Source organism: Streptomyces sp. NPDC057616 (assembly GCF_042800575.1).
Lineage (GTDB): Bacteria > Actinomycetota > Actinomycetes > Streptomycetales > Streptomycetaceae > Streptomyces.
Genome location: NZ_JBHVGU010000004.1, coordinates 53,040 through 77,658, shown reverse-complemented (window position 1 = coordinate 77,658; position 24,619 = coordinate 53,040). Strand labels below are relative to the sequence as shown.

The window sequence follows — 24,619 nt, the reverse complement described above, 5'->3', positions numbered from 1 at the left end:
CGCCACGCCACGTCCGGTCTCCTACCTCGCGAGCTCCGTCGGCTCGTCGAGGCGCGTCAGCTTGCGCGGGTTGGCGACCGCGTGGATGCGGGTGACCTTGCCGTTCTCCACCACGAGGCTCACCGCGGCCACCCGGCCGTCGATCTCCACCCGGCCGGCGGGCTCACCGTTGAGCCAGACGACCGAGACCGACCGGTCCGGGCGGGCGAGCAGCTTCGCCACGAGTTCGGCGCCGTGCACCGGTTCCGCGGCGGCCGCCGCCAGTCCCCCGCCGTCGGCGATCATGACCACGTCCGGAGCCATCACGTCCAGCAGGTCCTGGAGCCGGCCGGTGCGCAGTGCGGCCAGGAACCGTTCGACCACGGCCTCCTGCTCCGACCTGCTCACCCGCACCCGCGGCCGGCGGGCCGCCACGTGCTCGCGGGCCCGCCGCCCGATCTGCCGCACCGCCGCCGGCGTCTTCCCGACGGCCTCGGCGATCTCCCCGTACGGCATCTCGAAGACCTCGCGCAGGACGAACACCGCCCGTTCCGTGGGCCCGAGCGTTTCGAGCACGGTCAGCATCGCGATCGACACGCTCTCCGCGAGCTCCACGTCCTCGGCCACGTCGGGGCTGGTCAGCAGCGGTTCGGGCAACCACTCGCCGACGTACTCCTCACGGCTGCGCGCCATCGTGCGCAGCCGGTTGAGCGCCTGGCGGGTGACCGTACGGACGAGGTAGGCCCGCGGGTCGCGCACCTGCGCACGGTCGACGCCGGACCACCGCAGCCACGACTCCTGCAGCACGTCCTCCGCGTCGGCGGCGGAGCCGAGCATTTCGTAGGCGACGGTGAAGAGGAGGTTGCGGTGGGTGAGGAAGGGGTCGTGGGGCATGACGGGCGGGTCCTCGGTCATGACGGGCGGGTCCTCGGTCATGCCGTCGACGCGGCGCCGGTGGCGGCGGGGCGCGCGGCGAGCGGGATCTCGCAGGCGTCGGAGTAGCCCTGGGAGGTGATCCCGTGGGCGGTGTTGCACCTGGCCGCCATGTTGGCGTAGCCGATGTAGGCGTTGAGCTCGACCAGCGCCGGTGCGCCGAGCTGCTCCAGCAGGCTCGCGGCCAGTTCGTCCGTGACGGTCGTCGGGGTGTTCGTCATGGCCTCGGCGTACTCCAGCACCTCCCGCTCCAGCGGCGTGAACACGTCCGCGTCGCGCCAGCGCGGCACCTGGCTCGCCTTGGCCGGGTCCAGCCGCTGGTCGAGCGCGAGGAAGTAGTTGATGTCGAGGCACCAGCTGCAGCCGATCTGGGCGGCCACGGCCATGTGCGCGAAGCTCTTGAGGCTCGCGTCGACCGCGTCCCACCGGGCCACCTGCGCGGAGTGGTACTGGCTGGCCTCGGCGAGCTTCGGGTTGTTCCACAGCACTTCCACGGGCTCGGGCACGGTGCCGAGCTGCTCGGTCAGGGCGGTGCGGAGTTCGGCGGGAAGCTCGGCCTTCGGGACTCGTAGCGTCATGGTTCTCTCCCGGTACGTCTGCGTCTGCGTCGTCCGCAGACGGGCGTTCGTGCCTTGTCGGCATGAAGACACCGCCTGCCGCGGGGATGTGACATCCGGGGTGGCCGGTGGGTCACCGCCCGGCCCGACGCGCGCCGAGCCACTCCTCCACCACGGCGAAGTCCCGCTCGGTGAGCCCGTACCGGTGGTCGACCTGATGCAGCAGCGCGGGCGCCGGATGATGTACGGCGACCCAGTCGCGGTCGGCGGCGGTGATCTCGTCGTCGACCCAGACGAAGGCGCGGCCGTCCGCCCAGTCCACCAGCGGCCGGGTCTTCCAGTGCAGCGGCGCCGGCAGCTCGTCCTCGTCCGGCCAGTCCACCAGCGGCAGCGGCGGCAGACCGAGCCAGGGCGCGAGGCAGACGTTCGCGTCGTCCATCCAGGTCGTCGCCCACACCAGCTCGCAGTCCAGCGCGGTCAGCCGCGCGCCGAGCGCGGGATCGACCCGGCCGAGCAGCGGATGCTCCACGGCCTCGGCGGGCACGTCGAAGCGCGCCTCGTACGACGGGTACGCGCACGCCGACCCGAAGGGGAGCAGCGTGCCGTCGACATCGAGGAAGAGAAGCATCACCGACAGGATCGGCGAAGGGCGCCCGGCGCGAAACCCGATCGGTGCGCGCAGCTCTACGAGCCCTCGAACCCCTGCTCCGCCAGGATCTTGTCGATACGCGCCCGGTGCGCCGCCTCCCACGCGTCCAGCGACTCGCCCGCCTCCTTCGCGAGCCGGGCCCGGGCCGCCGCGAGCACCTCGTCCCGCCGGCCGCCGGGCACGACGACCACGCCCTCCTCGTCCGCCATGACCACGTCCCCGGCCGTCACCCGTACGCCACCGCAGGTCACGGGCTCGCCCAGCGGTCGTACGGCCGACTTGGCACCCGGGATCGGGATGACACCCCGGGCGAACACCGGGAAGCGCATCTCCCGCACCTCGGTCAGGTCGCGGATCAGCCCGTCGAGGACGAAGCCCGCGATGCCGCGGCGCTGGGCGACCGCGCAGACGTTGCCGCCCGCGAGCGCCCAGTCCAGGTCCCCGGACTCCACCACGACGACCGTTCCGGGCCCGGCGCGATGGATCGCCGCGTGCAGCATCAGGTTGTCCCCGGGCGGGCAGCTGACGGTGAAGGCGGGCCCGGCCAGCCGCGCGCCCGGCCCCCACAACGGACGGATGCCGATGTCCATGACCTGCGCGCGGCCGAGGAGGTCGGCGAGGGTGGTGGTGGGCACGGCCTGGAAGTCGGTGGCGTCAGTCATGTCCCGGACGCTACCGTCCCTTTCCATGACTGCCGGGTCGGCCATGTGCCGCGAGCGAGTTGGGTGCCCGGCCTCTGAGTGAGGCCAGGGCGGGCCAGGAGCCCGCCCTTTTCTCTGCGTTGCCTTCGGGTTCGAGATCGAGATCGACATCGACGGAAGACACCAGCGACAGAGAAAGAAGAGAATGCCCAACGACTTCAACCAGAAGATCGTCGACGAGTTCCGGGCCAACAAGGGCCGCCTGACCGGCTACTTCGCGGAAGCCCGCCTGCTCCTGCTCACCACCACCGGCGCCCGCACCGGCACCCGGCACACCACCCCCGTCGGCTACCTCCCCGACGGCGGCGACCGCGTCCTGGTCATCGCCTCGGCGGGCGGCTCCCCCAAGCACCCCGACTGGTACCGCAATCTCCTCGCCCATCCCCAAGTCACCGTGGAAAGCGGCTCGTTCACGTACGAGGCGCAGGCCGACGTCCTCACGGGCGACGAGCGGGACCGGGCCTGGGCCCGGGCGGTGGAGACGGACCCGGGCTGGGCGGCGTACCAGGACAAGACCACACGTCTCATCCCGGTGGTCGCCCTGTCCGCGATCGCCCAGGGCGGCCCGCCGCGCGTCAACGCGTCCTCGCTCGCCGAGGGAATCAAGGTCGTACACGACGCCTTTCGCCGCGAACTCGCCCTGATACGAGAGGAGATGGCGAAGGTCCTCGACAACGGAAATGACGGTGGCGGTGGCGGTGGCGGTGGCGGTGGCGGTGGCGGTGGCGGTGGCGGTGGCGGTGGCGGTGGCGGTGGCAACGTCTCCCTTGGCGCCCAGCTCCGCATCAACTGCCTGACCTTCTGCCAGGGCCTGCACAACCACCACACCGGCGAGGACACGATGCTGTTCCCGCACATCGGCACCCAGCACCCGTCGGCGGAACCGACGCTGAAGCGCCTGCGCGAGGAGCACGAGCGGATCGCCGAGCTGGTGGCGGAGTTGCGGCGGGCCGTGGGCGCGGACGCCACGGATCCGGCGGAGGCGCGCGCGGAGGTGGAACGTCTGACGCTCGACCTGGAAGCGCATCTCACGTACGAGGAGCAGGAGTTGCTGCCACTCCTCGGCGCGTGACCTAGCGGGAACGGGCGGCCGGGGCCTTCTGGAGCGCGTCCTAGAAGGGCAACGGCCGCCCGTGCACCACCTCCAGCCGCGACACGGCCCGGGTCAGCACGACGTACAGCCGGTGCAGCCCGCGCGCCTCCGCCTCGGCGATGGCGGCGGGCTCCACGGCGACGACGTTGTCGTACTCAAGCCCTTTGACCAGCGAGGCCGGCACGACGGACACCCGGGCCCGGAGATCATCGGGCCCGGAGGTGACAATCCCAGCAGCGGCGAGTACTTCGTCGATATCTCCCACTTGCCCGTCGGCGGCGACGACCCCGACCGACCCCTCACGCTCGAGCGCATGCCGTACGGCGTCCACGACGGCACCGGTCACGTCGCCCACCGGGACCTCGCGCACCCTCAACTCCCCATCCCTCCGCAGGGATCGACCGGCGGGAACGTCCACATCGAGACGCGCCAACAGCCGATTGGCGAGCGAGACGACGGCCTCCGGAACCCGGAATCCGATGGTCAGCGGCACGACGGCGGCGTCCGGCTTGCCCAGGTGCCGCAGGACCGTGTCCCACGACCGTGCCGCCCAGGGCGTGGTCGCCTGCGCCAGATCACCCAGGACGGTGAGCGAACCGAAGGACGCCCGGCGGGCGATGGCCCGGCACTCCATCGGGGAGAGGTCCTGCGCCTCGTCGACGACGACATGGCCGTAGCCCTCCGGATGCTCGATGAGCCCGGCGACCTCGTCGAGCAGGACGAGATCGGCGGCCGACCAACGGGCCGACTTCCACGACCGGGGCGGCTTGGCCCAGAGCAGCGCCTTCTGCTCGTCGGCGTCCAGCAACCCGTCGGCGGCGGCAGCCAACGCATCGCTGTCGGTGAGGAGGTCGGCCAGGACCTCCTCGGGACGAACGCGCGGCCAAACCGCATCCACGTACTCCTTGACGGCCCGGGCCCTCGACACCTTCTGCACCCAGGCCGCGCTCTGCGCCCCGGCCCGCCGTTCGGCCTGCAGTTGCAGGCACCGCACCACCCGCCCGCGCACCCTCTCCCGGCCGATGCCGTACGGCGGCCGCTCGGCCAGCACGTCCTGGACGATGCGCACGAGCTCGCCTGCCCGCACGCGCCACCAGTACGAACCGTCCTTGACGGCAAGGGAGTCGACGTTCCGGGTGGACACGCGGGCGTAGAGCGCCCGGCGCAACACCTCGGCCATCCGGGCGTCATGCTTGACGACGGCGGTCCCCTCGCCGTCCGTCCCCCGGACCGGGCACCGGGCGATCTCCTCCTGAAGCGTCGACTGCCGCACACCGGTCTCCCCGAGCGCGGGCAGCACCTCGGAGATGTACGACAGGAACGTCCGGTTGGGCCCGAGGATGAGCAGACCGCCGCGGCGGATGCGCTGGGGGTGGGTGTAGAGGAGATAGGCGGCGCGATGCAGCCCGACGGCGGTCTTGCCGGTGCCGGGAGCGCCCTGGACACACACGGACAGGCCGAGATCCCCTCGTACGAGATCGTCCTGCTCGGGCTGGATGGTGGCGGCGATGTCCCGCATGGGCCCGACGCGGGGCCGCTCGATCTCCCGGGCGACGATACCGCTGACCTGCGGCCGTCCACTCCTGGGTTGATCTGCGAGTGGCTCATCCTCGAGCCCGGTGAGATCGGCGGAGTCACCGCGGCTCCCGGGGGCCCACCCGAACCGCCGCCGCACGGCGACGCCCTGCGGATCGCCGGCGCCGGCCTGATAGAAGGCGCGGGAGACGGGGGCACGCCAGTCGACGACGAGGGGCGGAACGGTGGGCTCCTCACTGATCCGCAGCCGCCCGACGTGATAGCTCTCCCCGGCGTGCGGTCCCGTGCCGTCGGCGAAGTCCAACCGCCCGAAGAACAAAGGCCCTTGAGGCAACTCCCCCATCGCCTTGGCCCGGCTGCGCAGCTCGTACCCGAGCACCTCGGCGTCGGCCCCGGAGGCGGAGACGTCCTGGCCGGTGAAGACGTGCTCCCGAGCGCCGTCGACCATGGCGGCGAGGGCGGTGCGGCAGCGGTCGTGGTGGGCGCGTTCGCGACGGAGGGCGTCTTGGAGGGCAGGGTCGGGTGACGTCATTCCACTGAGCCTACTGGAATAACGTAACCGAGTTAAATTTTTTACCAGGTATCACCTAGGTGAGATCAGGCAACCCGGCCGCTAGCTGCGCGAACGCCCGCTCGGCGGCGGCAACGGCATCGGGCTTCACACCCGCCACGGACTCGCCGGCTGAGATCCGCCGCCAGTTCTCCATGGCAAGAATCCGCTGCACGGCAACGATCTGCCCGGCGGCGAGGCGGCCGTCCAGCCCACCCCCGAGAGCACCGGCGAGGGCGACCTCGGACCGCTCGAGATGGGCGTGCGCCCGTGCGACGAGGGAGGGAGACCCGTAGAGCAGCCGATGAAAGGCGAGCACCTGGGGATGGTCACTCAGCCCGGTGACGGGATCCCCCTTCTCCAGCCCCTCAAGAAAATGCCGGCGCAAGGCGTCGATGGGATGCGCCTGACCAGCAACGACACGCGCAGCCTCGTCCTCATGATCGACAATCCGATAGAGAACCAGGTCCTCCTTGGCCGGGAAATACCGAAAGAGGGTCGGCTTGGAGATCTCAGCAGCCGCAGCGACCTCGGCAACGGAGACAGCGTCGAACCCCTTCTCCAGGAAGAGCGCGATAGCAACCTCGGAGACGTGCTCGTACATCCGCTGCTTCTTACGTTCACGCAGGCCGGGCTGGGTCATGGGGTGAGCCTACGCGTGGTGCGGCGGCAGGGATTCAGGCCGCCGTCTGACGCCGCCACTGCGGCGCCGGCGCCAGGTCCCACAGGTCGTCGAAGTGCTTGTTCCACGTGGCTACGGCTGCTTCCGCGGCGGCGGTGCCTTCCTGGGACCACACATTGAGTTCGGTCCTGTAGCCCTTGGGGTCGAAGTACTCGTTGCCCATGTAGTGCATCCGCGCGGACAGGTCGTACAAGCCGTGGAGGACCCGCTTGCGGTTGAAGATGCAGATCTTGTCGCGCGGGATGCCGGGGTAGAGACGGTATTCGCAGTGAACGACCACCCGGCCGGCAGCGGTGAGCCGTGCGGCCAGATCCGAGAGCATGTCGTCGTACTCGCTGCACCGCTGCTCTATCCGCCTGCGCAAGGCTCCGTTGTCCTCCGGCCGATCATTGGCGTCGACCTTGGAGGGCACAAGCATCGGTAGTCCGAAGTCCGGTACAAGCATGCGTATCGAGACTCGTCGGGTTGAGCCTTGGTTGTCGAAAAGGTTCTCAAGACGGTGGTACAGGGCGTTGTACAACGTCTCACCGGTATAGCCGAGGAAGCTGATCTCAACTTTCCGGGCCTCAAACGCCTCGCTGACGAAGCTACCGAGCTCACTGGAGTTCACCAGGGCGCGACCTGGCGCTTTCACCGACGAACTCAGCTCCTTCACCTGGTCGTACAGCATGTATCCGACCAGGCTGAGTAGCGCGCCGCCGAGATACACCTTGCCCGACAGAGCAGCACCGATCGGTTTGACGAACTGTGCAATCAAGCCGGTGGCGAACATCCCCAGCAGCAAGATGCGCGTCACCACAGGCTTGAGCCGCTCCTGGTAGCGCTTCAATTGCTGCGCCATGCCAGGCTCACCCCGCCCATTCCCCCGTTCAGCCATGCCCCCGCCCCTCCCGTCGGCATGTCCGATCAGCGTCACATGTACCTGTACATGCCCGCCTATGGTGCAGTCATGGTGCCCCTAGGCCAAGGCCCGGGCAAGGTAGGGGTTTGCCGTTGGACGAACGCGTAGGCCTAGGGAAGCTGTGGCTGCTGCCAAAGTCATGGCGTAGGAGTCAACGGCTCGCCGCACGTTAGGAGCGTCCAGGCTCTCGCCTGTCACAAGGCGATCCAAGTCCACGTAGGCAGACCGTACGATCTCGATCCACCGGTAAACACTCCAGTCCTGCTGCCAATTCGCGGTGTGCCGGTCTGGTAGCAACCGAGCCCAACGGCGGAACATCCGGTCGCGGATCTCCGGCCGGGTAGGCGTCAGGTGCATGTGCCGGACCAGGTCGTAGAGCGGATCACCGACGATCGCCATCTCCCAGTCGATGATGGTCAGTGCCAAACGGTCGTCGCGGCGAACGAGATTCCATGGGTTGAGGTCGCCGTGCAGCAAGCTCGGTTCACGATGACTTACCTCGTGCCTGGAAAGGATCTGCTCCAGACGTTCAGCATCTGGCAGACCCAGGAGTTTGGCCAACTGCTTGGAATCTTCAGGCAACTCAGCGACGATGGAGACGAGTTGAGCTCTCAGCCATGGGAAGAAGCCCCCCTCGCCAGCCGCAGGATCGACTCGCTTGTAATCGACCCGCGTCAGGGCGCACAGCTGATCCACGAGACCGTCTGCTTCATGCGGCAGTAGACCGTGCACCGGATGGTTGGGAGGACGGGCGATGTCACGCGATCCGACGTAGGTGTGGATGGCGAAGCTGTCTTTCGGATAGCTCTCACCGAGCGCCAGCACCTTCGGAGCAGCAACCTCGCCGGCCGCTTCTTCAATAGCCTGGAGCACGGCGTGCTCACTGAGAAAGCTGCGCTCTCTGCGGCACAGCTCGGGAAGTCTTCGACGCACGACCACCGGGAAGTCCACGCTTGGCACCCACACGACCGAATTAAGGTGTGCGGTCCCTTTGAACACCTGGCCCGCTTGAGCGGCGCCTTCCGCCAGCAATGCCTCCCGCACGGCGGAGTCCCGAAACTCTGAACGCTCCGGAACACGTCGGTCGGGTTCCCAGTCGAAAGCTCGCGCGATCCAATCCCGACCACTGATGTCACCGTTACTGCGCGATGCCAGCCAGCGAAAGAGTGCCCGCTCGATCTCACGCTCACTCGGTACGTTCGCAAGGCGGAGTGGCGCTGCAGCCGCCTCCAACGCCCTGCGGACCACAGCCGTCGCCTCGTTCAGCCTCTTCTGGGTGAGCGACTCCTCCAACGACCGCGCAGCCCTCATGATGTCGGGGTAGACGGATTGAGCTCGCTCGAAGTCCACGTAGCGGTGCAAGTCCTTACCCAAGCCGTTGACGGCGGCAGGTCGGATCTCCTGCATGGCGTGCGCCCACGCATCGATGACCTCGGCCCACTGATAGGTCGGATACTGCATGCGCACCAGGTGTGTCGCGAGATCATGAAGGGGGTCGCCGTACGTCGCCAGTTCCCAATCGACGCAGATCAGCGGAGGGTCGGCTACTCCGTACGACATGATCACGTTGTCACGGTGCAGGTCTGCATGCAGCAGGCTGAACGGCCTGCGGGCCATGGCGGACACTCTCTCGGCCATCCCGACCAGAGCGTTCTCGGGAATGCCCAATGCCGCGAACAGCCCACCGAAGGCGCGCCAATTGGGCTGCCGAATCTGTTTGTCAGCGAGGTGGGCGAGTGTCTTCAGGAACCCTTGACTGTCCGTCAGGTTGGCCGGCCATGTGTGGGGCAGCGCCGGGAGTGCCGCACGGCGAACCTGCGCCATCTGCGCGAGTAACCCCGTCAGCCCCTTGATCAGCAGCGTGTCGACAGGTTTACCGTTCCCGCAGACGCTCGAGAGCGGCACTCCCTCGACGTAGCTGTGGATGGCGAACCCATCCCCCTTGACGAGGCACTCTGGTACGTGCGGCAGGACGCCGCGGATCGTATGGAGGATCTCAGCCTCGTCCTGCCAGGTTCTGATCACCACGGGTAGCGCGTCAGATCGGCGGATCCGCACGGTCACGCGCGTACCAGGCTCACGCTCCAGCAGACGGGCCATATCCTCCGACAGCCGCACCGTGTAGTTCCGGTTGTGGTGACCGCTGGCAGGTTTTCCTTCTTCAGCGGCTTTCACGAAGGACCGGTAGGCGCTGCTGCGCATGTCGCTGGCGGCATGTCCCATCAGAAGGCGCGGGGGAACAGGAGGTGCACCCACGGGCCGCTCCGAGAAGAGATGGGACATAAAAAGGGGACGAACGATGTATGTCACGACACGCCAGAGGCAGGCTTGAGCGAGAGGTTTGCCACTCGTCTGCAGCACTCTGTAAGAGACGGTTGACGACTCGGCGTGTTCGTCATCTCATACGCGCGAAAGCCCGCAACCGTTCATTGCGGGGTTTAATCCATGCTCGGTGCGGGGATCCTACAGGATTAGGGCTTGGGCGCCACTGAGGACTGGTAACGTCCGTGTAACCACTGTGTGTGCTCATTTCCTGCTATTCGGACAACAGGTTCCAGACCGAGTCGAACCACTTCTGCATGCTTTCAACGAAGACCGTCCCCGGTGCGTTGGGGTCGGAGACGTCCTTGACGTGATGAGTCAGCGTGGCACCAAGCCCGAGGACGTCGAGAGCCGAGACGACATCGCCGGCCTCCAGCTCCATCTGGCGCTGAATCACCTCGTACATGCCGTGCAAGGCTTCGGTCTTGTTGAGCAGATAGAGCTTGAAGGTTGGGATCAGCGGTGCATGCCGGATCTGCAGGTCGGCGTCCTCAACAAGCCTCTCCGTCCTCAAGTCGTTCAGCAAGCCGCGCAGAGAGTCCGTGTGCCGCGTTGTGATGGCATGCAGGCGCCGCCAGGGGCGAGGGTCATCCTTGTCGTCACTGAGTCGCGGATAGGGAAGAGCCAACGACTCGTCAGGCAGCAGCATGCGCAGTGCAATCCGCTGGGGAGTGATCACACCCCCGTGGATGCGCTCCGCCTGCAGACGGATGTGCGCGTCCAGCGACTCGGACGTCAACGTGTAGACGTCCAGGGTGACTTCAGGCTGCTCGAAGGCCTCGCTTATGAGCGGACCGAGCGTCATGCCGCGGGGCGTCCTGCTGGCCTTGGGTGTCGATGACTGGATGCGCTGCGTCTTGATGACGCGGGACCCACTGCCCTGCCTCGACTCGATCCAGCCTTCGCTGACCAGTTCCCGCATCGCTCGCTGCACCGTATCGCGGGACACGTCGAACTCCTCGGCGAGATCTCGCTGCGAAGGGAGGAAGGAGCCACGCACATACGTGCCATCGGTCATCCGGGCTCGCAACTCGTCGGAGACCCGCTGGAACTCCCTGCCACCGCTGTCGGCACTTTGGTGTCCGTCCACGCCTTGAAACTACCTCCGCCAGTCCACTGCCACACCACTTCCAGTCAAGTGAACGACACAGATTGGACGGGCTAGTTAAGGGATCAAACGGACCGGGCAGACCAACCTCAGGCCATGCAGTCCAATTGGAAGGCTAGTTGATCGGTCGGCCGTAAGTGGAAGGGGTGGTGGGGGACATGCTCCTGATCCAGGTGTGCTGGGGGCTCGCCCAATTGGTGGTGGGGTTACAGGCTCAGGCGCGGCTAGGCATCGTCGGTGTACTGCTCCTGGTGGTGATCGGCGCAGGCGTCCGGGCTCGACAAGTGGGGTTGGCCATCGCAGGCGCAGTCCTCTTCGCGCTGCTGATGACTCAAGCCTGATCCTTGAGCAGTCGCAGGACCTGTTCGAGCGAGGACACGATGGCCGTGGCGCCGGCGTCGCGCAACCGTTTCTCCTTGTCCTCGTTACGCGCGTAGCCCAGAAACGCGACATGGGCGTTCTGCGCGGCCTCGTAGTCCGAGGGGGTGTCGCCGATCATCAGGGCGGCCGACGGGGACGCGCCCATGGCGTTCAGGGCGCGGTTGAGGCAGTACGGGTCCGGCTTGAGGCGGTGGAGGTCCTGGGTGCGGCCGTAGATGTGGGGGGTGAAGCAGGACATGAGGTCGCGGTTGGCCAGGTAAGTGCGCACCACCCGCGGGGAGTTGTTGGTGGTGATCGCGAGGCGCGAGCCCACTGCCGTCCAGGTGCGGATCAGGGGATCGGCGTAGGCCGTGGGCAACGCCGTTGCCGTTGCCCGGAGTTCCTCCTGGGTGAGGCGTTCCTCCAGTTCCGCCACCAGGTCGCTGCGGGGGTGCCGGCGGTCCACCGCGCGCAGCACGACGTGCGGGTCCAGTGTCTTCAGTTCGGACTTCGTCAGCAGGCCGTGGAGGCCGCGGCTCTCGAGCCAGCCCGCGAGGTCGGCAGCCACCGTCTCCGCCGAATGACCGGCGAACAGGCGGCAGATGGGGCCGTCGAAGTCCCACAGCACGACGCGCGCGCGTGTGATCAGTTCTCGAAGCTTCTCCGTGTCGTTCTCTGTCTCTTCTGTCACCGGCTCAGTCTGCGTCGTTTCAGAAGTCACTAGGAGAGTGTCAGGTCCGTCGTGATGGTTTCCCAGAGGGCGTTGAACCACTTCTCGGATTCCTCCACAAACGCCTCGTCGCGCTGGCTCGCCCGCTTCTCGAACGAGAACAGGAGCGATTCGGTGCCCAGGACGTCGTACATGTCCATCGTGCCGGAGTCCGTGGGCTCCTCGCGGCGCGTGATCATGTAGTACGCGACCAAGGCCTCCGCGCCGTTGAGCAGGTACAGCTTCACGGGCGGGGTGAAGGGCAGCGCGCGGAAGGTGACGTTCACGTCGATGTTGTGGGAGAAGCGCAGGGAGCGCAGGTTGTGGCGCAGTACGTGACCCTGTGAGTTGCGCTGCGCCAGCCACCGTTCGTGGACCGGATCGTCGTCGGACCGCCCTTGGACCGGGACGGGAAAGGCGAGGGAGATGTCGCGTGAGGGGAGGAGGATGCGGACGTCGATCGACTTCGGGCGGATACGGCCCTCGTGGATCAAGCGAATCGGTTCTCCCAGGGCCAGCATCAGGGTCTCGGCGGTGAGGCACGCGGCGTCGATCCGCACGTGCTCGGCAGCGAACGCCTCCGTCAGCCGCGGTGCCAACCCCACCATCGTCGGCTGAGGTTCCTCCGCCGACCGTGCCGGGGGCTCCGCGATGCGTGGCGGGCTGCCCTTGCTCACGTTGCTCAGCAAGCCGTCTTCCTGGAGGGCGCGGAGGGCTTGGCGGACGGTGCCTCGTTCCACTCCGAACTCGTCGGCGAGTTCGGCCTGGGTGGGCAGGCGGTCTCCTGCCTTGAGGTCGCCGGTGCGGATGCGTTCCCGCAGGATGTCGGCGATCTCCTGGGGGGAGAGCCTTCTGCTGCCGTTCACTGCCACGTTCTCCTGGGTCACAACCAAACGCTACAACTTCGATCCATCTACAGGGAGTTGTTTGAAGCTTGGTTTATGAGTGGGTGCCAAGTGGGGACAACTACATCAGAGTTGGCTGCCAACTTCCAGGAGTTGGCGGAAGGTTTGCTTCCTGTCTGAGTCCGCCTCTGCTCCCCTCGCACAACCCCCCACCGCCCGTCCCGCCCACGCAGCCTGAAGGGGGAACCACCGTGCCTGCTCTCGCCCTCCTCTCCGCCGTGTTCGTCGTCGGCATCGAGCAGATGATCAGCTGGCGATACGGCGCCACCGGCATCATCGGCCTGCTCCTGCTCACCATCGGCATCAAGGCCAAGAACCCCGCCGTCAGCTCGATGGGAGCCGTCGTGCTCGCCCTGCTGGTCGCGGGGCCCGCTCTATGAGCGTGAACCCGGCCTGGTCAGACACCGTGGGAGACATCAGCTCGTGAGCACAAGCTCCGAACTGATCGTCTCCCACAGTGCGTTGAACCACAGGTGGGACTGCTCGACGAAGGTGGTGTCGCGCAGGCCGGCGCCCTGCGCGAAGGCGAAGAGCATCGACTGGGTGCCCTCGGCGTCGTACATCTCCAGGTGTTCGTGGTCGACCTCCTCCTCGCGCCGCGTGAGGGTGTAGTAGGCGAACAGCGCCTCCATGCCGTTGAGCAGGTACAACTTCACGGGCGGGGTGAAGGGCAGCGCGCGGAAGGTGACGTTGACGTCGATGCCGTGCGTGGCGCGCAGCGCCTGCAGGTTGTGCCGCAGCACCTGGCCCTGGGCGTTGCGCTGGGCCAGCCAGCGGCGCTGCAGCCTGCCGTCGGCCGACGGGTCGACCGGCGTCGGAAAGGCGAGCTCGATGTCGCGGCTGGGCAGCAGCACGCGGACGTCGACCTTGGCCGGTTTCAGTCGCCCCTCGTGGATGCGGCGCAGCGGCTCGCCGATGGCGAGCGTCAGGGAGACCGAGGTCAGGCAGAGGGCATCTATCTCGACGTGCGGGGCCGCGAAGGCGTCCGCTATGCGCGGGGCGAGGGCCACCATCGTCGGCTGCGGCGGCGCCCCGGGACCGCTCAGCGCCCTGCCCAGGCCCAGGTCAGCGGCCACGGTCGCCGGGCTTCCCTTGGATACGTTGGTCAGCAGGTGCTCCGACTGCAGAATGCGCAGGGCCTGCCGTACGGCGCCGCGCTCGACGCCGAACTCGTCCGCCAAAGTGGCCTGCGTCGGCATGCGTTGACCCGCTCGCAGCTGTCCCGACCTGATGCGGGCGCGCAGTTCGTCGGCCACATCGTGATGAGACGTCGGTGACGTCTGTGACCGCTGTGACCTCTTCCGCCCATTGACGGCGGCATGTTTCGGGTCCACGACCAAACCCTACAACTTCCCGCCATCTTTGGGCAGTTCCCGAGGAGGTGGTTATAAGACGTCTCCAAGCGGAGATAACTACTCTGAAGTTGGTCACCAACTTCAGGAACATGGTCAAACTTCAGGAGGGTTGGCCGCACCCACACGGTCCGCCTCACGTCCCGAAGGAGGGACCGTCATGCCGCTCATCGCCCTTGCCGCCGCCGCCCTCGCCATTGGATTCGAGCAGCTCATCCAGTGGAAGTACGGACCCCTCGGCATCATCGCGTTCGTCGCACTGTCCGTGGGCCTCAAGGCCAAGAACACGGCGATCAGCGGTCTCGGTGCGGTCATCCTCGTGATGCTGCTCGCCCAGTCCGGCTGAACCGGCCGGTTCGCCGGCCCCAGGATCCGGCTGGCCGGGCTCCCTTCCGGAGGGGAGCCGGGAGCCTGGTCAGCTGTACCAGCACAGCCACAACCGAACAGCGACAACTGAAGAGCTCCACCGGCACAGCCACAACTCAAGAGCACCGTCACAACTGAACAGCACCACTGAACAGCACCACTGAACGGCCACAACTGAACAGCTACGGATGAGTCAACCGTCGTCCACGGAAAGGGGGTTCAGAACATGTCCGGGCACCACGGGCGCCTGGACGTACGCAGCAGGGCGTCGCCCACCAGGGCGGCGCCCGCTCGTTCTTCCTGGACCCGGCCGAGCGCCACCAGCCGCGTGACCGACTCGTCGCCCAGCCACAGCCGCGCCAGATCGCCCACGTCCAGGGTGAGTTCGGCGGACTCGGTGGTCGGCGTGCAGGACGCACCCTGCGCCGACGCCTCCAGCCGGTAGCGGCCGCCCGTCAGACCGGCGCGGTCGGCGACCTCCAGCACCAGGGAGCCCGCACCCTCGTACGTCCGCGACTCCAGCGCCCGTACGACATCCAGGATCCGCACCCACAGCCAGTCCCCGACCGAGGTGATGCGGGCGGCCCGCGCGTCCGGCAGGAAGAGTGGGAGAAGGTCGTCAGGGGCTCGCGGGCCGCTCTTGACGTAGGTGACCCAGTCGATGGAGCAGAGGTAGTGCCACAGGGCGCGCTGGGCGGCCGGCGTCGCCGCGATCAGCTCCCGTACGGTCGCCGTGTCCTGGGGCTGCATGGCGTCGCCCCACTTGTCGTCGACCACGTACGCGGCAAGGCCCTCGACCTCGCCGTTCGCCGCGCGGTACACGGCGTAGAACGGCTCCGTCCACTTCGGGTCCAGGCCCAGGACGCCGGTGTTGAGCCGCCACCACCAGTCGCTGCGGCTGACCACGCCGGGGGTGGCGGCGCGGACGCGGTCGTGCAGTTCGGGGCCGATCTTGCGGACCTCTTCGCCGCTGACCAGGTCGATGCGGCCGCCGTCCTCCGGGCCGGACCAGCGGGCGTCGAGGCCCGCGCGCGGGACGTCGACGGTCCACTCGGCGACCGAGGTGGCCGGGCCGAAGCCGTAGCGGCCGTAGATCGGGTACTCGGCGGCGATCAGGGTGGCCACGCAGTCGCCGCGCTCCTTGGCGGCCGCGAGGTCCTGGCTCATCATCCGGGTCAGCAGGCCGCGGCGGCGGTGGGTGGCGGTGACCGTGACGCCGGAGATGGCGTCGGCGGTCACCGGGTTGCCGCCGACCGCCGTGACCTCCTGCTCGAACGAACGGAACGTCGCCACGCAGCGGCCGCCGTCGAACGCGCCGAGGTAGCGGCTCTCCTCGAAGCGCTCGCGGCGGGCCTCGAGTTCCTTGTCGGAGACGGTCGGCGTCTGCAGGAACCCCGTCTTCACTGCGCGGAGCCACTCCGGCAGTTCGGCCTCGGTGATCGGACGGACGTCTATGTCGGAGTGCGCGCGGGTCATGGGATCACCGTAGATCTACGGCGGTGGGGTGTCGCCCGGATTTCCCCACCGCCCGCCGTCACCCCCGCGTCACTCCCCCCTCGCCCCACCGCGTCCCCCTGAAGCGCCGGCCGGCCGGGCGTCACGTCAGCAGGTCGTCGACCTGTGCCTCCCCTTCCCGGTACCGGCGCGCGATCTCCGCGCTGCAGTCGTCCGCCGTCCGCTGGAGGCGGTGTCGCCGCTGGGACACCTGCTGCTCGTAGCGGACCAGACGGGCCATCGCCGTGGTCAGTTCGAGGTCGGTCCGGGCGGTCAGGTCCGAGAGTTCGACCTCGGCGAGCATGTCGGCGGCCAGCCGCCGGTACTCCTCGTTGTGCGGCGTGCCCAGTGTGACGTGGCGGGCGGAGGAACGCTGGCGGGCCGGGGCGTCCGTGAGGATCTCCGGGAGGCGGTCGACCACGCTGCCCGCGCCCGCCGGCGACCGCCGCGCCTGCTCCGCGCGCAGGATGTCGATACGGCCCTGCAGCAGCCGCCGTACGTAGCTGAGGTCGGCCTCGTCGCGCTGGGCGTCGCGGCGCAGGGTGCGCAGCTCGGTCAGGCTCAGCGTGGTGAGGTCGCGCTCCGGCGGGCCGGCGGGCAGGTGCGGGCCCGGGCTGTCGGTGCGCTGCACGGGCGGCCGCAGGGCCACCCGCTCGCCCGTTCTGATCAACGAGACAGCTCCAGGCGGCTGCCCCGTACTCGATGTGCTCATGTGCCTCTACCGTCCCCTCGACCGGCGTGTGGAAGCATCGTGCCACCCCAAGTGGCCGCTATGTGACCGAGTGCCCCCGATCGGCCCCAGATGGGGGGGTAAGCGTCAAAAAGAATGCCGGTGCAGTCTCCTGCGAACGGCCCGGCATGATGGTCGTATGCGTGCAGTGGTGCAGAGAGTGGACGGCGCGGACGTCGTCGTGGACGGCGAGACCGTGGGCGAGATCACCGGTGAGGGGCTGTGTGTCCTGGTCGGGGTGACGCATGAGGACACCAAGGAGAAGGCGGCCCAACTCGCCCGCAAGCTCTGGTCGATCCGCATGCTCCAGGACGAGAGGTCGTGCAGCGACATCGACGCCCCGCTGCTCGTCATCAGCCAGTTCACGCTGTACGGGGACGCCCGCAAGGGGCGCCGACCCACCTGGAACGCGGCGGCCCCGGGCGATGTCGCCGAGCCCCTCGTCGAGGAGGTCGTGGCGCAGCTGCGCGCGCTCGGCGCGACGGTGGCGACGGGCCGCTTCGGCGCGAAGATGCGTGTCTCGCTCACGAACGACGGCCCGTTCACCGTGCTCCTGGAAATGTGAGCTCCCGGAACTCCCGGAACTCCCGCGACTCCCGTCGCTTCTGGCACTCCCGGCGCCGCTACGGCTCGACGACCACTTCCTGCGCCGCCGCCGTCTCTCCGGCCAGGAGCCGCGCGTCCACCGGCACGTTCCGCTTCACCAGGGCGAGGGCGACCGGGCCCAGCTCGTGGTGGCGTACGGACGTCGTGACGGTGCCGATCTTGCGGCCGTCGGGCTCGTCGTCGGCGAGGCGGATCTCCGTGCCGGGGGCGGGCAGATGCACGTCGCTGCCGTCCAGGTGCAGGAAGACCAGGCGGCGCGGGGGCTTGCCCAGGTTCTGGACGCGGGCGACGGTCTCCTGGCCGCGGTAGCAGCCCTTCTGCAGATGTACCGCGCTGCCGATCCAGCCCAGCTCGTGCGGGATGGTGCGGTGGTCGGTCTCGAAGCCGAGGCGCGGGCGGTGCTGCTCGACGCGGAGCGCCTCGTAGGCCAGGATGCCGACGGGCGGGCCCGCCTTCTCGGCGTAGGACTCCAGGTCCGCGCGCGGCAGGAAGAGGTCGCGGCCGTACGGCGTCTCGCGTACGACGACGCCCTCCGGGACCTCGGCGATCGAACCGGCCGGCAGGTGCACCACGGCGAACTCGGCCGTGCGGTCGGCGACTTCGACCTGGTAGAAGAACTTCATCGACTCCAGGTACGCGATGAGCGCGTCCTGCGAGCCGGGCTCGACGTGGATCCAGACCGTCCCGCCGTCGTCGACCAGGTAGAGCGCGTGCTCGATGTGGCCGTGCGCGGAGAGGATCAGCGCCTCGGTGGCCAGGCCCGGCGGGAGGTCGCTGACGTGCTGGGTGAGCAGCAGGTGCAGCCAGCTCAGCCGGTCAGGGCCGGTGACGGTGACGACACCGCGGTGCGAGAGGTCGACGAAGCCGGACCCGTCGGCGAGGGCACGCTGCTCGCGGAACAGGTCGCCGTAATGGGCGGCTACGCCTTCGTCCGCACCCTCGGCGGGGACGGCGCCGGGCAGGGACAGCAGGGGGCTCTTCATGGGCACAAGCCTACGACTCGGTAGTTGAAACCTGCAGGGAACAGTCGCGGCATCTGCCGAAGATCGCGAAGTGCTTCATGTCCGTCTCGAAGCCGAACTCCCGGCGCAGCTTCGCGGTGAACTCCGCGGCCACCGACACATCGGCCTCGATCACGTTCTGGCAGTCCCGGCAGACCAGGTGGATGTGGTGGTGGCGGTCCGCGAGGTGGTACGTCGGCGCACCGTGCCCCAGGTGGGCGTGGCTGACCAGGCCGAGCTCCTCTAGGAGCTCCAGGGTGCGGTAGACGGTGGAAATGTTGACCCCCGACGCCGTCTTCCTCACTTCCACGAGGATGGCGTCGGGGGTCGCGTGCTCAAGGGTGTCCACGGCTTCGAGGACAAGCTGCCGCTGCGGCGTCAGCCGGTAGCCGCGCTGCCTGAGGTCGCTCTTCCAGTCGGTGCTCACCACACCGACGAGTCTAGAGCTACTTGAAGAAGGCGATCCCGTCGTCGGGCATGTCGTCGGGAAGGGCCTTGGCCCAGCGCTCGACGTCCTCGGGGGTGACGACCTTCTTCAGGTGCGCCGACATGTAGGGGCGCAGCTCGACCTCGGGGGTCTGCTTCTCGCCGACCCACATCAGGTCGCTCTTCACGTAGCCGTACAGGCGCTTGCCGCCGGAGTACGGGGCGGAGGCGGCCGTGCGGGCCACGGCGTCGGTGACCAGGTCGATCTGCGGCTTCTGGGAGGCGAGCTCGCCGTACCAGATCTCGATGACGCCGTCGTCGCGGGTCATCGTGACCTCGACCTTGCGGTCGGCGTCGATGCGCCAGAAGCCGGACTCGGACTCCAGCGGCCGGACCTTGTTCCCGTCGTTGTCCAGGACCCAGGTGTGGGAGTGGTACTCCAGGAAGTCGCGGCCGTCGTGGGTGAAGGTGACCTCCTGCCCGAAGTTGCACTTCTCGGCGCCGGGGAAGTCGTGCACGCCCGCGCCGGCCCAGTTGCCGAGCAGGAAGGCGAGCGGGACGAGGTCCTTGTGGAGGTCGGACGGGATCTCGATCATGGGGTCGGCAGTTCCTTGATGGGGGTCAGCGCTGGCCCTGGTACAGCTTCTTCACGGTCAGACCGGCGAAGACGAGGACGCCGACGCAGACCAGGACCAGCAGGGCTTCGAAGAATGCCTCAAGCACGGGGTGCTCCTTGGTTGAGGGACGAGCGGTACAAAGGCGGCCCCCAGCTTACGCGGCCGGGGGCGGCCTCTCCGTGCGAGGTACGCCGATGCGGGAGTCAGCCGAGCAGCTCGCTCTGCAGGGCCACCGTCTGCCGGAACGGTACGGCCTTCGCCGCGCCCTTCCTCGACTGCACGATCACGGCGAGGACGTCGCCGGCGGACAGGTAGCCCTGCCGGACCTGTTCGGCGCCGTAGGGCTTGGACTCCACGTACACGGAGTACGGGATGTTGTAGTCGTGGGCCTGGGTCGGGAAGTCGTCGTCGAAGGCGGAGGTGCCGGCGCCGCGCAGCTGCTCGCTCGGGCCGGAGACCGGGGCCATGTCCTTCTGGAACAGCTCGTCCACGACGGCCGCGGTGCCGAACTGCAGCAGGTAGACCCGGGTGCGGGTGCCGTCCGGGGTACGCCAGCCGCGCGCCGCGACGTGCCGCAGGCCGTCGTCGACGAACTTCTGGGCGAGTTCGTCCCGGGCGTCCTTCTCCGCGTACTCGGCCAGGAAGTCCTTCGTCGCCAGCCAGCCGTCCTTGCCGCGCAGCTTCTTGTCCTCCACCGCGCCCGCGGGCGCGGGCAGGACGAGTGCGCGCAGGTCGGCGTAGTGGGCGCCGGCCAGGTTGCGCTCGTCGAAGGGGGCCGGGCTGCCGGAGGGCAGGGGCGGCTTGACGAGCGTGGGGTAGTCCCAGCGCCCGTCGGACTGCGTCGCAAGGCCCGGTACGTCGGTGCGGTCCATGCCCGTGATGCCGTACGCCGTCCCGGCACCGACCGCCGCGAACACGACGACGGCGGCGGTCCAGCGCAGGGCGGCCCGCAGGACGCGCCGGTCCTTCTTCACGGGGGCGGGGTCCGGGAGCGGCGGCGCGGACTCCGCCGGCTCGGCCGGCATGCTGGGCTCGGTCCGGACGGTGGGCTCGGTCTGCTCGGTCATACGGCCTCTCCCGGCTCGGCGATGCGGTCGAGCTGGCTCTTGAGGAGCTCCGCGACCCCCTTGGCGTCGAACGGCTTGACCCCGTCCGAGGTGACGGTGACCAGGACGTCTCCCCGGTAGGCCGAGCAGAGCATCGAGTCGAGCTTCTCGTGGGAGTCCGAGGTCTTGGGCGGCAGGAAGCACGCGGCGTCCTTGTAGCCCTTGATCTTCGGACCCTTGCGGAAGAGGCTGATACCGCCGAGGAACTCGTTCTGGGACGTCGAGATGTTGCGTACGGCGGCCCGGTTCTGCATCTGGGACAGCTCGATGGTCACGGCGGCGGCGGTGTCCGTGAAGAAGGAGCTGCCGGCCTCCCTGACGTAGCTGCGCATGGCCATGCCCTGGATGTGCTGCTTGTCGATCAGCTTCTCCAACTGCCTGCGCTGGGTGCGCGGCAGGTTCCGCAGCGCCTCCTTGCGCAGGGCGGTGGCCTGGGCACCGCTGAGCTGGGCGTCCGCGGAGAACTCGCCGAGGTCGGGGCCGCGCTTCCAGCCGTCGGCGTACTTCACGAGCATCCCGGCGAGCCCGCGCGCGGGCGGCTCCTTCTCGTCACCGGCGCTCTTCGCCTCCGGGAACTTCCAGACGGCCGCACCGGCGTCGCGGTCGGCACCGTTCACGGTGACGACGGTGTACCCGACCCCGGCGACGACGGCAGCGGCGAGCAGGGCGGACCCGGCGACGGCGACGATACGGCGAACGGAGCGACGCTTCGGGGCCGGCTGGGGAAGCGGCTCACCGGCGACCTCGGACACCGGCCCGACGACGAACTCGGGGAGGGGCCCGGCGGTGGGCTCCGCGGCGGACTCGGGCGTGGGTCCAGCCGCCGGCGCGGGCCCGGGGGCGGGCGCGGGCCCGGCCGTGGGCGTGGGCGCGGAATCAGCCGTCGGCGCGGTGGTGGGCTCGGGTGTGGGGCCGGTCGGTTCCGGGGTTGTCTCGGTCACAGCCGCTCCATCTGCCGCTTGGCCAGGTCCATGACCCGGGCCTTGGTGATCGGCTTGGTGTCGTAGATCCAGATCTCCATGGCGACGTCACCGCGGTAGGCGTGCGCCTCCGCGCTGTACATCGGCAGGTAGCCCGCCTTGGTGTCCGGCCGGTGGTGCACGTACGCCGTGCCGGTGCCCGTGCCCGGGATGGACCAGCTGTCGCTGTCGGGCTTGCGGTCCGCCCAGTACTGGTTGTTGTCGCTGGAGTCGGCGGCCTCGAGGGACTCGTCCTGGCGGAACTGGACCAGCCGGATCTCCACCGTCTGGTTGCCGCCGGCCTGCCAGCCCGTGACGGCCGCGCGGCGGAACTCGTCGGTGATCAGGCTGTCGAACATGGTGCCGGACTTCTCGTAGGTGTCGGCGAAGTCGGCCAGGTTCATCCAGCCGTCGCCGGGGATCCAGTCCGCCGTCTTCGTGCCGGCCGGCTTCTTCAGCAGCAGCTTGCGCAGGTCGCCGTCGGCCCGCACCTGGCGGTCCTGGGCGGCGGACAGCGGCTCGGGTGCCTTGCCCTTGGCCTGCGCCAGCTTCGGCTGGGACAGCGGCGGCAGCTTCGTCGGCCCGCGGTCGGCCTGGATCAGGTAACCGGTGCAGGTGCCGGCGACGACGCCGAGGAGTGCGGCGCCGGCGACGAGCAGGGTGGTGCGGCCGCGGCGTGCGGCCGGGGCGGGCATATCCGGCGCTATCTGCGCAACCGGTGCGTCGACCACCTCTTCGGGTTCTTCCAACACGTCCCCCCACAAACATGAGGCACGCATTCCGTATGCGCGCTCACAGGAGACTCATGGCCGGAGGCCGTAGTTGTAGATGCGTTGATTACGATTCGGCCATGGCCAAGAACCTGGTGATCAAGGTGACGGCGGGCGCCGACGCGCCCGAGCGGTGCTCGCAGGCGTTCACGGTGGCGGCGGTGGCCGTGGCCAGCGGGGTCGACGTCTCCCTGTGGCTGACCGGCGAGTCCGCGTGGTTCGCGCTGCCGGGGCGCGCGGCCGAGTTCGAGCTGCCGCACGCCGCTCCGCTGCCGGACCTGCTGGACTCGCTGCTCGCGGGCGGGCGCGTCACCCTGTGCACGCAGTGCGCCGCGCGGCGGGACATCACGGAGAAGGACGTCCTCGAGGGCGTACGGATCGCGGGTGCGCAGGTCTTCGTGCAGGAGGCTCTCGGCGACGAGACGCAGGCGCTCGTCTACTGAGGGCGTTTCTTGCCGTCCAGCTCGTCCCACCACTCGTCGGACTTCGGGTCGCCGGACGGGTCGTCCCACCAACGGTCCTCGGGACCGCGGCGGTTGGCGACCATGGCGGCGACGGGCGGAATCAGCATCGCCACGACACACATGCCCACGGCCGCCGGGATCGACCAGATGCGTACGACCCCCCACGCCAGGACGAACAACCCGATGCAGGTGCCCATCATGGCGAAGTACATGCGCCGTCGCCGTGCGTACATGACTCCAGGGTAGGCCCGAGGGCGCGTACACGTCGTGGCGCCGGGCGGCCGATCATCGCCGCAACCCCGGGACCACTGCCGCAGGCCGGCGGACGGAGTCCGACGCAGCGGCCCGCAGCCTGCGAAGCAGCGCAAGGGGCGCGTCAGGGAGAGGTCATGCGCCGTCGCCGTGCGTACAGGGTTCCAAGGTAGGCCCGAGGGCGCGTACACGTCGTGGGCACCACGAGGGGCGGACGGCGAAGGGCCGCACCCTGAGGGGGTGCGGCCCTTTTTGTGCTCAGGGGCGGTTCAGACCGCGATCGCGACCTCCGCCAGGCCGCCCTGCTGGGCGACGACCGTGCGGTCCGCGGTGCCGCCGGGGACCAGGGCGCGGAGCGTCCAGGTGCCCTCGGCCGCGTAGAAGCGGAACTGTCCGGTGGCGGAGGTGGGGACCTCCGCGGTGAACTCGCCGGTCGAGTCCAGGAGACGGACGTAGCCCGTCACCGGCTCGCCGTCGCGGGTCACCTGGCCCTGGATCGTGGTCTCACCGGGCTTGATCGTCGAGGCGTCCGGGCCGCCGGCCTTCGCTCCACACATGTCTTTCTCCAAGAGGGGTCTGACCGGAGGGAAGGCCGGTCGGTTTACGGGCTGGTCGGGTGACGTGCTGGTCGGGTTACTTGTTGGCGCCGAGCTCGATCGGAACGCCGACGAGGCTGCCGTACTCGGTCCAGGAGCCGTCGTAGTTCTTGACGTTCTCGACACCGAGCAGCTCGTGCAGCACGAACCAGGTCAGCGCGGAGCGCTCACCGATGCGGCAGTAGGCGATGGTGTCCTTGGCGAGGTCGACCTGCTCGTCGGCGTAGAGCTCCTTGAGCTCCTCGTCCGACTTGAAGGTGCCGTCGTCGTTGGCGTTCTTCGACCAGGGGATGTTGCGGGCGGTGGGGACGTGGCCCGGGCGCTGGGACTGCTCCTGCGGCAGGTGCGCCGGGGCGAGCAGCTTGCCCGAGAACTCGTCGGGCGACCGGACGTCGACCAGGTTCTGCGAGCCGATCGCGGCGACGACGTCGTCGCGGAAGGCACGGATCGAGGTGTTCTGCGCCTTGGCCTTGTAGTCGGTGGCGGCCCGCTCCGGGACCTCCTCGACCAGCTCGCGGGCGTCCAGCTCCCACTTCTTGCGGCCACCGTCGAGCAGCTTGACGTTCTCGTGGCCGTAGAGCTTGAAGTACCAGTAGGCGTAGGACGCGAACCAGTTGTTGTTGCCGCCGTAGAGGATCACCAGCGTGTCGTTGGCGATGCCCTTCGCCGACAGGAGCTTCTCGAAGCCCTCCTGGTCGATGAAGTCGCGGCGGACCGGGTCCTGCAGGTCCTTGGTCCAGTCGATGCGGATCGCGTTCTTGATGTGGTTCTTCTCGTAGGCGGACGTGTCTTCGTCCACCTCCACGATCGCGATGTTCGGGGAGTCCAGGTTCTCCTGGACCCAGTCGGCGTCGACGAGGACGTCGCTGCGGCTCATCTTCTTCTCTCCTCCGGG

The 24,619-nt window shown here is 68.7% G+C and carries 29 protein-coding genes; 6 read left to right on the top strand and 23 right to left on the bottom strand.

The window, feature by feature from the left end:
* Positions 1 to 21 precede the first annotated feature (21 nt).
* From sigJ to ACFU97_RS05675, 4 genes are all read right to left on the bottom strand, one after another.
* Complete coding sequence (sigJ, locus tag ACFU97_RS05690) at positions 22 to 873, bottom strand: RNA polymerase sigma factor SigJ (protein WP_384251987.1); 852 nt, start codon at positions 871 to 873, stop codon at positions 22 to 24.
* 38 nt (positions 874 to 911) lie between these two features.
* A complete protein-coding gene (locus ACFU97_RS05685) occupies positions 912 to 1,490 on the bottom strand; it encodes a carboxymuconolactone decarboxylase family protein (RefSeq protein WP_384251331.1) in 579 nt (192 codons plus the stop codon).
* A 112-nt stretch (positions 1,491 to 1,602) separates the two neighbouring features.
* A complete protein-coding gene (locus ACFU97_RS05680) occupies positions 1,603 to 2,097 on the bottom strand; it encodes an HAD domain-containing protein (protein WP_384251329.1) in 495 nt (164 codons plus the stop codon).
* A gap of 56 nt (positions 2,098 to 2,153) precedes the next feature.
* Positions 2,154 to 2,780 (bottom strand): RraA family protein, encoded by a 627-nt coding sequence (locus ACFU97_RS05675; RefSeq protein ID WP_384251326.1) that lies wholly within the window; start codon positions 2,778 to 2,780, stop codon positions 2,154 to 2,156.
* A gap of 184 nt (positions 2,781 to 2,964) precedes the next feature.
* Between ACFU97_RS05675 and ACFU97_RS05670 the strand changes: the two genes are divergently transcribed.
* Positions 2,965 to 3,891: a nitroreductase/quinone reductase family protein gene (locus ACFU97_RS05670; protein ID WP_384251324.1), complete on the top strand. Its 927-nt coding sequence runs from the start codon at positions 2,965 to 2,967 to the stop codon at positions 3,889 to 3,891.
* 40 nt (positions 3,892 to 3,931) lie between these two features.
* Here ACFU97_RS05670 and ACFU97_RS05665 read toward each other — a convergent pair whose 3' ends face one another.
* The 5 genes from ACFU97_RS05665 to ACFU97_RS05645 all read right to left on the bottom strand — a co-directional run bounded on the left by ACFU97_RS05665 (position 3,932) and on the right by ACFU97_RS05645 (position 10,993).
* The gene (locus ACFU97_RS05665; protein ID WP_384251321.1) at positions 3,932 to 5,980 is read right to left on the bottom strand and encodes a HelD family protein; all 2,049 of its coding nucleotides are present in this window, start codon (positions 5,978 to 5,980) and stop codon (positions 3,932 to 3,934) included.
* Between the two features lie 55 nt (positions 5,981 to 6,035).
* Positions 6,036 to 6,641, bottom strand: a complete 606-nt coding sequence (locus ACFU97_RS05660) for a TetR/AcrR family transcriptional regulator (RefSeq protein ID WP_384251319.1) — start codon at positions 6,639 to 6,641, stop codon at positions 6,036 to 6,038.
* Positions 6,642 to 6,675: 34 nt separating this feature from the next.
* Positions 6,676 to 7,521 carry a hypothetical protein gene (locus ACFU97_RS05655; RefSeq protein WP_384251316.1) on the bottom strand — a complete coding sequence of 282 codons (846 nt, stop codon included), beginning with the start codon at positions 7,519 to 7,521 and terminating at the stop codon, positions 6,676 to 6,678.
* Between the two features lie 117 nt (positions 7,522 to 7,638).
* Positions 7,639 to 9,783: a phosphotransferase gene (locus ACFU97_RS05650; RefSeq protein ID WP_384251314.1), complete on the bottom strand. Its 2,145-nt coding sequence runs from the start codon at positions 9,781 to 9,783 to the stop codon at positions 7,639 to 7,641.
* A 334-nt stretch (positions 9,784 to 10,117) separates the two neighbouring features.
* A complete protein-coding gene (locus ACFU97_RS05645; RefSeq protein WP_384251311.1) occupies positions 10,118 to 10,993 on the bottom strand; it encodes a winged helix-turn-helix domain-containing protein in 876 nt (291 codons plus the stop codon).
* A 176-nt stretch (positions 10,994 to 11,169) separates the two neighbouring features.
* Between ACFU97_RS05645 and ACFU97_RS05640 the strand changes: the two genes are divergently transcribed.
* Positions 11,170 to 11,352: a hypothetical protein gene (locus ACFU97_RS05640; RefSeq protein WP_384251309.1), complete on the top strand. Its 183-nt coding sequence runs from the start codon at positions 11,170 to 11,172 to the stop codon at positions 11,350 to 11,352.
* On the opposite strand, the gene ACFU97_RS05635 is transcribed toward ACFU97_RS05640, so the two are convergent.
* Positions 11,343 to 12,062, bottom strand: coding sequence for an HAD family hydrolase (locus ACFU97_RS05635; RefSeq protein WP_384251306.1), 720 nt, complete (start codon positions 12,060 to 12,062; stop codon positions 11,343 to 11,345). The two genes, ACFU97_RS05640 and ACFU97_RS05635, sit on opposite strands and share 10 nt — an antisense overlap.
* Before the next feature lie 29 nt (positions 12,063 to 12,091).
* On the bottom strand, positions 12,092 to 12,973 hold the full coding sequence (locus ACFU97_RS05630; RefSeq protein ID WP_384251303.1) for a GntR family transcriptional regulator: 882 nt from the start codon (positions 12,971 to 12,973) through the stop codon (positions 12,092 to 12,094).
* A 203-nt stretch (positions 12,974 to 13,176) separates the two neighbouring features.
* Here ACFU97_RS05630 and ACFU97_RS05625 point away from each other — a divergent pair, with 203 nt between their 5' ends.
* On the top strand, positions 13,177 to 13,365 hold the full coding sequence (locus ACFU97_RS05625) for a hypothetical protein (protein ID WP_384251301.1): 189 nt from the start codon (positions 13,177 to 13,179) through the stop codon (positions 13,363 to 13,365).
* 36 nt (positions 13,366 to 13,401) lie between these two features.
* Here ACFU97_RS05625 and ACFU97_RS05620 read toward each other — a convergent pair whose 3' ends face one another.
* Entirely contained in the window at positions 13,402 to 14,325 is a 924-nt protein-coding gene (locus tag ACFU97_RS05620; protein WP_384251298.1) for a winged helix-turn-helix domain-containing protein, read from the bottom strand.
* A 172-nt stretch (positions 14,326 to 14,497) separates the two neighbouring features.
* Here ACFU97_RS05620 and ACFU97_RS05615 point away from each other — a divergent pair, with 172 nt between their 5' ends.
* Positions 14,498 to 14,683 (top strand): hypothetical protein, encoded by a 186-nt coding sequence (locus ACFU97_RS05615; RefSeq protein ID WP_384251296.1) that lies wholly within the window; start codon positions 14,498 to 14,500, stop codon positions 14,681 to 14,683.
* Between the two features lie 239 nt (positions 14,684 to 14,922).
* Here the strand turns inward: ACFU97_RS05615 and ACFU97_RS05610 are convergent, their stop codons facing one another.
* Both ACFU97_RS05610 and ACFU97_RS05605 read right to left on the bottom strand, forming a co-directional pair.
* A complete protein-coding gene (locus tag ACFU97_RS05610) occupies positions 14,923 to 16,179 on the bottom strand; it encodes a GNAT family N-acetyltransferase (protein WP_384251294.1) in 1,257 nt (418 codons plus the stop codon).
* Positions 16,180 to 16,300: 121 nt separating this feature from the next.
* On the bottom strand, positions 16,301 to 16,909 hold the full coding sequence (locus ACFU97_RS05605; RefSeq protein ID WP_384251291.1) for an aerial mycelium formation protein: 609 nt from the start codon (positions 16,907 to 16,909) through the stop codon (positions 16,301 to 16,303).
* 157 nt (positions 16,910 to 17,066) lie between these two features.
* Here ACFU97_RS05605 and dtd point away from each other — a divergent pair, with 157 nt between their 5' ends.
* A complete protein-coding gene (gene dtd / locus ACFU97_RS05600) occupies positions 17,067 to 17,492 on the top strand; it encodes a D-aminoacyl-tRNA deacylase (RefSeq protein WP_384251289.1) in 426 nt (141 codons plus the stop codon).
* A gap of 58 nt (positions 17,493 to 17,550) precedes the next feature.
* On the opposite strand, the gene ACFU97_RS05595 is transcribed toward dtd, so the two are convergent.
* The 6 genes from ACFU97_RS05595 to ACFU97_RS05570 all read right to left on the bottom strand — a co-directional run bounded on the left by ACFU97_RS05595 (position 17,551) and on the right by ACFU97_RS05570 (position 22,337).
* Entirely contained in the window at positions 17,551 to 18,516 is a 966-nt protein-coding gene (locus tag ACFU97_RS05595) for a YgfZ/GcvT domain-containing protein (RefSeq protein ID WP_384251286.1), read from the bottom strand.
* Positions 18,517 to 18,526: 10 nt separating this feature from the next.
* A complete protein-coding gene (locus ACFU97_RS05590) occupies positions 18,527 to 18,964 on the bottom strand; it encodes a Fur family transcriptional regulator (protein WP_384251284.1) in 438 nt (145 codons plus the stop codon).
* Positions 18,965 to 18,980: 16 nt separating this feature from the next.
* Complete coding sequence (locus tag ACFU97_RS05585) at positions 18,981 to 19,556, bottom strand: FABP family protein (protein ID WP_384251281.1); 576 nt, start codon at positions 19,554 to 19,556, stop codon at positions 18,981 to 18,983.
* A 224-nt stretch (positions 19,557 to 19,780) separates the two neighbouring features.
* Positions 19,781 to 20,644 (bottom strand): hypothetical protein, encoded by an 864-nt coding sequence (locus ACFU97_RS05580; RefSeq protein WP_384251279.1) that lies wholly within the window; start codon positions 20,642 to 20,644, stop codon positions 19,781 to 19,783.
* A complete protein-coding gene (locus tag ACFU97_RS05575) occupies positions 20,641 to 21,624 on the bottom strand; it encodes a hypothetical protein (RefSeq protein WP_384251277.1) in 984 nt (327 codons plus the stop codon). Before ACFU97_RS05575 ends, ACFU97_RS05580 begins: the two co-directional genes overlap by 4 nt.
* Positions 21,621 to 22,337, bottom strand: coding sequence for a hypothetical protein (locus tag ACFU97_RS05570; protein ID WP_384251275.1), 717 nt, complete (start codon positions 22,335 to 22,337; stop codon positions 21,621 to 21,623). Before ACFU97_RS05570 ends, ACFU97_RS05575 begins: the two co-directional genes overlap by 4 nt.
* 155 nt (positions 22,338 to 22,492) lie before the next feature.
* On the opposite strand from ACFU97_RS05570, the gene ACFU97_RS05565 reads away from it, so the two are divergent.
* Positions 22,493 to 22,855, top strand: a complete 363-nt coding sequence (locus tag ACFU97_RS05565; RefSeq protein WP_384251272.1) for a DsrE family protein — start codon at positions 22,493 to 22,495, stop codon at positions 22,853 to 22,855.
* On the opposite strand, the gene ACFU97_RS05560 is transcribed toward ACFU97_RS05565, so the two are convergent.
* The 3 genes from ACFU97_RS05560 to ACFU97_RS05550 all read right to left on the bottom strand — a co-directional run bounded on the left by ACFU97_RS05560 (position 22,849) and on the right by ACFU97_RS05550 (position 24,601).
* Positions 22,849 to 23,109, bottom strand: a complete 261-nt coding sequence (locus ACFU97_RS05560; RefSeq protein ID WP_384251270.1) for a DUF3099 domain-containing protein — start codon at positions 23,107 to 23,109, stop codon at positions 22,849 to 22,851. The two genes, ACFU97_RS05565 and ACFU97_RS05560, sit on opposite strands and share 7 nt — an antisense overlap.
* 288 nt (positions 23,110 to 23,397) lie before the next feature.
* A complete protein-coding gene (locus tag ACFU97_RS05555) occupies positions 23,398 to 23,685 on the bottom strand; it encodes a DUF1416 domain-containing protein (protein ID WP_006348354.1) in 288 nt (95 codons plus the stop codon).
* Positions 23,686 to 23,761: 76 nt separating this feature from the next.
* Positions 23,762 to 24,601 (bottom strand): sulfurtransferase, encoded by an 840-nt coding sequence (locus ACFU97_RS05550; RefSeq protein WP_384251267.1) that lies wholly within the window; start codon positions 24,599 to 24,601, stop codon positions 23,762 to 23,764.
* Between the last annotated feature and the right edge of the window lie 18 nt (positions 24,602 to 24,619).